Genomic DNA, 6196 nt, shown 5'->3' with positions numbered 1-6196 from the left:
CCCCCCCCCCCCCCCCCCCCCCCCCCCCCCCCCCCCCGCCGCCTCGGCGCCCAGTCTCGCCCCCTCCACCACTTCGTGGTCCCCCTCCCCCGTTGCACGGGGGAGGAGCGCAATCTTCGCCCTCATTCCCCGTCCCCTTCATCCCCGCTGGTGGACCACTCGAACACCCGCGCCAGGTGCCCGTAGTCCCCCGCATGGTCGTGCACGAACTGCGGCGCGGTGCGCGAGAGGTACGGCCGGGTCGGGTCGTCGTACTTGCGGATCAGCTCCACCAGGCCGTCGAAGGCCTTGCGGGCGGCCTCCTCGCTCTCGCCGCCGGCCTTGGCGCGGGTCTGCTCCTCGCCGGCCGGACGGCGGCCGGTGACGCGGACATAGGTGAGATCCCCCGGCGCGCGCGGACCGAGTTCGGGAAAGCCGCCGTTCTGGAGGATCGCCGCCGTCAGGGTCAGCTGCGGCGAGAAGCCAGTGTCGACCTGCTTCTGGCTGGGGGCGGCGCCGGTCTTGTAGTCGAGGATGTGGGCGGAAAGGCCGTCGCGGGTCGGCTCCAGGCGGTCGGTCTTGGCCGTCAGGGTGAAGGGGCGGCCGTCGACCTGGAAGGTGATCTCGCCGGCGGCCTCGACCACGATCTTTTCGGCGTTCGCGCGGCGGCGGGCCTCCAGGTCCATGACCCACAGGGCGGCCTCGCGGGCCAGGGCGCGTTCGCGGGCCAGGGCCGAGGGCGGCATGCCGGCGGCGACCAGCTCGGCGATATAGAGGCCCTCGAAAATCTCGGCGCCGTTGGGCGGCAGCTCTTGCGGATAGGTCTCGGCGAACACCTCGAAGGCGGCGTGGATGGCCGTGCCGCGCGCCCGGGCCTCGACCGGCTCGTCCGGACGGTCGAGGGGATAGAGCTTGAGGATGTCGCGCGCCCACACGGCGTAGGGATCGCGCGTCAGGGCCTCGACCCGGGTGACGGCCATCTTGCGCGGACGGTCGGCGACCGGTGGGCAGGGGGCGGGGCGCCGGACCGGGGCGTAGGGGCCGGGGGCGTCGAGGGCGCGGGCCCAGTCCAGCACGTCGGGGCGCTCGGTCAGCGTCAGGTTGGCGCCACGCGCCAGGGTCTTCATCCGCCAAAGCCAGCGGCTCTCGACGGCCGGCGCGCCGCCCCGGCGCTGGCTGTGCACCAGGATGACGTCGGGGGCGCTGGCGGCCTGGGCGAAGTCGTGGGCGGTGAGGCCGATCTTGCGCTCGGGCGGCGGCAGGCCGAGCTTCTCGCGCATCGGCCGCGACAGGAACGGGTCGATGGGGGCGGCCTGCGGCCAGACGCCTTCCTCCAGCCCCGCCAGGATCAGCCGGTCGGCGCGCACCAGGCGGGCTTCGATGGCGCCCAGCATGCGCAGCTGCGGGTGCGTGGCGCCGCCGACGCGCAGGGTCTCCTCGTCGACCAGTCGGCCCAGCAGGTCGAGGAAGCCCAGCGGATTGGTGGGCGGCAGGGCCTGGCCGTCGTCGATCAGGGCCGAGATCAGCGCCGCCAGGGCCTCGCCGCCGGAGCCGGCCCACAGCGCCTGGGGCTCAGCCAGGCTTTCCAGCGCTTTCGCCAGCGCCTCGGCGGCCAGATGCGGCGGGGCGACAGGGCCGGCGGCGTAGGGGGCGCAGGCGATCTCGACGGCGGCGTGGATGCGGCGGGCCAGCTCCACGGCCTCGGGATAGGCGGCGATGCGGCGTTCCAGGGCGGCCGCGTCGGCCGGAGCCGAACCGCGCAGGCCTCTCAGCTCCAGCGTCCGGGCGGCCTCCTCGGCTTTCAGAAGCGGATGCTTGGCCACGGCCAGCAGGCCGACGGGATCCAGCGGCGCCAGCACGAGCCCCGCCAGCTTGCGGGCCAGGACGGCGGGGGGCGAGGCGGCCAGGGGCGCGCCGGCCGAGCTGTCGGGCACGACGCCCCAGCGGGCCAGATAGAGCCCCGCCCGGCGGGCCAGCTGCTGGTCGGGGGTCACGAGCGCGGCGGTCTTGCCCGGCGTCTCCAGGGCCTCGCGCAGCAGCAGGGCGCAGGCCAGGGCCGCCTCTTCCTCGCCGGACGCATTGACCAGCGACAGGCCCGACAGGCCCTCGGCGATGGGGTCGAGCGTCGCGGACTCCGCCCGCAGCTTGGCGATCTGGGCCAGCCAGTCGGCGGTGGCCTCGGCCGGGCGCAGGGCCTCGTTGACCAGTCGGCGGCGCCAGCGGCCGCGGCTGTCGGCCTCGGCGCGCCAGCGGCGAACCGCGCCGCGATCCACCTCGGCCCGGTGCAGCAGACGGCGCATGGCCCCCTGCGGGTGCTGTTCGCCGACCTTGTCCCAGGCGTCGTCGGCCAGATCTTCGTCCAGGCCCGGCAGCACGACGCAGCCCTGCGGGGCGCGCGAGACGGCGATCAGCAGGTCGGCGGTAGCCGGCGCGGTGCCGGTCGAACCGGCGGCGACCAGCACGCCGGGCGGCGGATTGGCGCTCCACTGCTTGGCCAGTTCGCGCAGCAGGGCCACCCGGCGGGCGCTGACGTCCATCATCTGGAGATCTTCGAGCCGCGCGGTCCAGCCCTCGACCATGGCCCGGATGAACCTCGCAGAGACCTGCCAGTGGGCGGCCAGATCCCCGTCGGCCAGACCATCGAGGCGCTCGATGATCGGGACCTCCTCGATCTGGCAGCTGTCGAGCAGGTCGGACACGGCCTTGGCCATCTCCAGGGCCTGGCCGGCGCTGGGCGGGCTGTCGAGCAGCGAGGCGTTGTCGTGCACCAGCCGCGCCAGCTCGAACCGGCGGCGACGGCTGGAGACGGCAGGCGGCAGGTCCAGCGCCAGGTCGCCGGGCTCGAAAGGCGGCTCGCCCTCGTCGAGGTCGCCCAGCGGGCGGATCTGCGGCAGCAGCACGGCCCGCCCGCCGCCGGCCGCCACGAAGGCGTCGGCCAGGGCGCGGGCGCCGCGGCGGGTCGGGGTCAGCAGGGTGGCGTGCGACAGGGCGTCGGGGCCCAGGTGGGACAGCCGCTCGAGGAGGCCGGCGGCCACGTCGTCGACGAACGGCCGGTGGGCCGGGATCGAGAACCAGCCGGAACCGGCCGGGCCGCTCATCCCGTTTGCACTTCCGCCAGCTTGGCCTCGGCCTCGTCGCGCGCGCCGGGATCGCCGACATGCATCCAGAAGCCGTCCATCACCACGCCGTGCACGCGGCCCTGGGGCGCGAGCTTGCGCCAGATCGTCGCCAGCGAGAACGCGCCCTCGGGGCCGTCATCGACCAGGCCCGGCTTGCAGATGTGCACGCCCATATAGGCGAAAGGCGCGCTGGGGGCCTCGCCCCGGAACGTGAGAACCCCGTCCTCGGCCAGGAAGAAGTCGCCCGCTCCGTCGAAGCCCAGCGTGCGGTCCAGCCGCGCCAGCAGCAGGCAGACGTCCATCTTTTCCGGATCCCAGGCCTTGGCCAGGCAGTCGATCGCGGGGGCGCCGTCCTGCGTCCAGACGGAGTCGATGTTGGCGACGAACACCGGCTCTTCGCCCAGCAGCGGTCGGGCCTTGCGCAGGCCGCCGCCGGTTTCCAGCAGCTCGCCGCGCTCGTCGGAGATGACGATCGTCGGGGCGCTGGCGCGGGTCTTCAGGTGGGCTTCCAGCCGGTCGGCGAAGGCGTGGACATTGACCACTGCGGTCTCGACCCCGGCGTCGGCCAGGCGGTCGAGCATGTGGTCCACGAGGGTGCGGCCGGCGACTTCGACCAGAGCCTTGGGCCGGTCGTTGGTCAGGGGGCGCATGCGGGTGCCCAGGCCGGCGGCCAGCACCATCGCTTTGGTCGGAGAGGCGCTCACGAGCGGGCCTCCGCCGGCACGTGGGCGTCGAACCAGGCTTTCAGCCCCGCCAGCGCCGGGTCGGCCAGGCAGCTGTCGAGATAGCGCCACAGGCGGGGCATGAAGCTCTCGTACTTCGGCTTGCCGTCGCGGGTGACCAGGCGGGCGAAGATGCCGAGGATGCGGGCGATGTTGAGCGCCCCCAGCGCATGGTAGTCGGCCAGGAACTGCGTGCGGTCCAGGTCCGGGCGGGCGGCGAGGTAGCGGTCGAGGCCGCGCTGCTCAATCTCTGGAGACACGTCGCGGCGGGCGTCATGCAGCAGCATCGAGAAGTCCCAGGCCGGGTGGGCGACCACGGCGTCCTGGAAGTCGATCAGGCCGACCCGCGCCGGACCCTCGCGGCCCGGCAGCCACAGCAGGTTCTCGGCGTGATAGTCGCGGTGGCAGAAGACGCTGGCGCCGGCCTCGGCCCGGGCGCGGATCGGGCTCCACAGCGCCTGCCATTCGGCCAGGGCGGCGGCGTCGAAGGTCACCGGCTTCAGCTTGGGCAGCCACTCGACGAACAGGTCCTGGGCCATCTGCAGGGCCAGGTCGTCATAGGTCAGCAGCGGCCAGGTCGAGCCGCCGGCTTCCAGCACGGCGGGCGGCGTCGCGGCATGCAGGGCGACCAGGGCGTCGACGGCGGCGTCATAGAGCAGCGGCTCGTCGCCGCCCTCGGCGATCACCTTGGCGTAGAGGTCGTCGCCCAGGTCTTCGAGGACGGCCAGGCCCAGGGCCGGCTCGGCGGCCAGCACCTCGGGAGCCGAGAGGCCCTGCGCGCGCAGCCAGCCGGCCACGGCGACGAAGGCGTCCACCCGGCCGGCGGCCAGGCGATAGGCGGCGTTGAAGCCGAGGGCGCGGCGCTCGTCCGGCGTCGCGCCGGGCGGGCAGGGGGCGGTCTCCAGGGCCGGCGGCTGGTCCATGAAGATGAAGGTCTGCTCGCCGCGATGCAGGCGCTCGTACGACCGGGTCGAGGCGTCGCCGCCCAGCGGCTGGCGGCGCACGTCGCCATAGCCGTGGCGTGCCAGAAAGTCGGCCTTCAGGGTTTCGCGGTCAGAGCTCAAGCTTGCGTTCCTTGAAGGCGCCGTAAGGAGTGATGCGAACACGGCGGGCCTCGCCGGCCACATCATCCAGAACCGGGGAAATCTCTACATCGAGTCGGTCGGGCGGCAGACGTCCCTCCAGCCGCTGGGGCCACTCGATCAGGGCCGCGCCGTCTTCCAGCGCTTCGACGAGGCCGATCTCGTAGGCCTCGTCGGGATCCTCCAGGCGATAGAGGTCGAAATGGGCCAGCGGGAAGCCTTCCGCCTCGTAGAACTGCACCAGGGTGAAGGTGGGGCTGGGCACCTCTTCCTCGGGCGAGGTGAGGGCGCGCACCAGGGCGCGGGCCAGGGTCGACTTGCCCGCGCCGAGCGGACCGTAGAGGCACAGGGCCGCGCCTGGAAACAGCACGGCGGCCAGCCGTTCGCCGAGCGCCTTGGTGGCGGCCTCGTCGGGCAGGTCGATTTCTAGGGGGGCGGCGGTCGCGGGCGCCTGTGACATGGACATCGCGCCAATCTAGAGTCCCCGACGCGGGCCTCAAGCGGCTTTCAGGAATTTTGCCGTCGCCGAAGGGCGCGCGGCGTCCTATTCACCGGCTTCGGCAATTCCTAGGGGATCGGTAGAGATGAAGAAGTTCAAGCTGTGGGCCGGCCTCGTGGTCGTCGTGGCGGTGGTCGGCGCCGGCCTCTGGGCGTGGTGGAACTTCGACCTGCGCTGGCGGCCCAAGACCATCACCAAGAACCAGGCCGAGATCGCCAAGATCCTGGAAGGCTCCGGCTGGGTGTCGCCGGGCCTGAAGGGCGGCAAGCTCTACATGGTCAGCTTCCGCACCTGCCCCGACTGCATCCGCTTCAAGAAGGAAGAGTATCCCAAGCTGCACAAGGCGGGGATCGACACCCGGCTGATCGAGATCGCCCGCGCCGACCGCAACGGCGTGCCCAAGTCGACGCCGGTGGAGCGGGCGACGGTGGCCGAGCTGTGGATCAACCGCTCGTGGGAACTGGCCGAGAAGTGGGACGCCACCCCGGTCGAGGCCTGGAAGGCCCCGGGGATCAAGCCCGCCTACGGCGACATCGCCCGCACCGCCGTCATCGAGGCCGGCCGCAAGTCGGTCGAGGACCTGCGGCCGCTGCTCAAGGCCAACGGCGTGAACTTCGCCTATCCGCTGCTGGTGTGGTGGACGCCGGACGGCCAGATGAAGGCCTGCGCCTGTGAGAAGCGCGAGACGTATCGGTTCGTGCGGAAGGATCTGGGGGTTTAGGGGACCAAATCCTCCCCCTCTGGGGGAGGTGGCCCAGAGGGCCGGAGGGGGCAGCACCGCCTTCGGCGGGGCCC

Annotated in this window: 5 protein-coding genes; 1 reads left to right on the top strand and 4 read right to left on the bottom strand. The window is 72.9% G+C overall.

The features are described from left to right. Positions 1-122: 122 nt before the first annotated feature. Genes addB through tsaE form a run of 4 tightly spaced genes read right to left on the bottom strand, consistent with a single transcriptional unit; the run spans position 123 to position 5362 of the window. Entirely contained in the window at positions 123-3077 is a 2955-nt protein-coding gene (gene addB / locus AC07N1_RS25065) for a double-strand break repair protein AddB (RefSeq protein ID WP_494674261.1), read from the bottom strand. Further along, positions 3074-3778, bottom strand: a complete 705-nt coding sequence (gene murU, locus AC07N1_RS25060) for an N-acetylmuramate alpha-1-phosphate uridylyltransferase MurU (RefSeq protein WP_494674265.1) — start codon at positions 3776-3778, stop codon at positions 3074-3076. The genes addB and murU overlap by 4 nt, the downstream gene beginning before the upstream one ends. A gap of 20 nt (positions 3779-3798) precedes the next feature. Continuing rightward, complete coding sequence (gene amgK, locus AC07N1_RS25055) at positions 3799-4884, bottom strand: N-acetylmuramate/N-acetylglucosamine kinase AmgK (RefSeq protein WP_494674260.1); 1086 nt, start codon at positions 4882-4884, stop codon at positions 3799-3801. Further along, complete coding sequence (gene tsaE / locus AC07N1_RS25050) at positions 4874-5362, bottom strand: tRNA (adenosine(37)-N6)-threonylcarbamoyltransferase complex ATPase subunit type 1 TsaE (RefSeq protein WP_494674259.1); 489 nt, start codon at positions 5360-5362, stop codon at positions 4874-4876. Before tsaE ends, amgK begins: the two co-directional genes overlap by 11 nt. Positions 5363-5486: 124 nt before the next feature. On the opposite strand from tsaE, the gene AC07N1_RS25045 reads away from it, so the two are divergent. Further along, positions 5487-6122 (top strand): hypothetical protein, encoded by a 636-nt coding sequence (locus AC07N1_RS25045; RefSeq protein ID WP_494674258.1) that lies wholly within the window; start codon positions 5487-5489, stop codon positions 6120-6122. Positions 6123-6196: the final 74 nt, after the last annotated feature.

Source organism: Caulobacter sp. GW821-FHT09B11 (assembly GCF_059418205.1).
This window is presented reverse-complemented; position numbering and strand designations above follow the sequence as displayed.

Coding starts and splice junctions, on each gene's coding strand:
- addB (WP_494674261.1), bottom strand. CDS start 3,077: ATGAGCGGCCCGGCCGGTTCCGGCTGGTTCTCGATCCCGGCCCACCGG.
- murU (WP_494674265.1), bottom strand. CDS start 3,778: ATGGTGCTGGCCGCCGGCCTGGGCACCCGCATGCGCCCCCTGACCAAC.
- AC07N1_RS25045 (WP_494674258.1), top strand. CDS start 5,487: ATGAAGAAGTTCAAGCTGTGGGCCGGCCTCGTGGTCGTCGTGGCGGTG.
- tsaE (WP_494674259.1), bottom strand. CDS start 5,362: ATGTCACAGGCGCCCGCGACCGCCGCCCCCCTAGAAATCGACCTGCCC.